This is a genomic window from Klebsiella sp. EMBS2024 (assembly GCF_036233805.1).
In the GTDB taxonomy this organism is placed as follows: domain Bacteria; phylum Pseudomonadota; class Gammaproteobacteria; order Enterobacterales; family Enterobacteriaceae; genus Klebsiella; species Klebsiella pneumoniae.
Genome location: NZ_JAZARW010000002.1, coordinates 89,223 through 89,512 on the forward strand (window position 1 = coordinate 89,223; position 290 = coordinate 89,512).

Consider the following 290-nt stretch of genomic DNA (forward strand, 5'->3'; position numbering starts at 1 on the left):
GGCGTGGTGCGTAACGGTAACAGTACTGCCGGACATCAGCGCTATCTCTGCTCTCACTGCCGTAAAACATGGCAGCTACAGTTCACTTACACCGCTTCTCAACCCGGTACGCATCAGAAAATCATTGATATGGCCATGAATGGCGTCGGATGTCGCGCCAGTGCACGCATTATGGGCGTTGGCCTCAACACGATTTTACGTCACTTAAAAAACTCAGGCCGCAGTCGGTAAACTCACGCATACAACCGGGCAGTGACGTCATTGTTTGCGCGGAAATGGACGAACAGTGG

Annotated in this window: 1 pseudogene; it reads left to right on the plus strand. The window is 52.4% G+C overall.

The window, feature by feature from the left end:
* Positions 1-290 (plus strand): annotated as a pseudogene (locus VZP09_RS24950) (IS1-like element transposase); the annotation flags it as partial.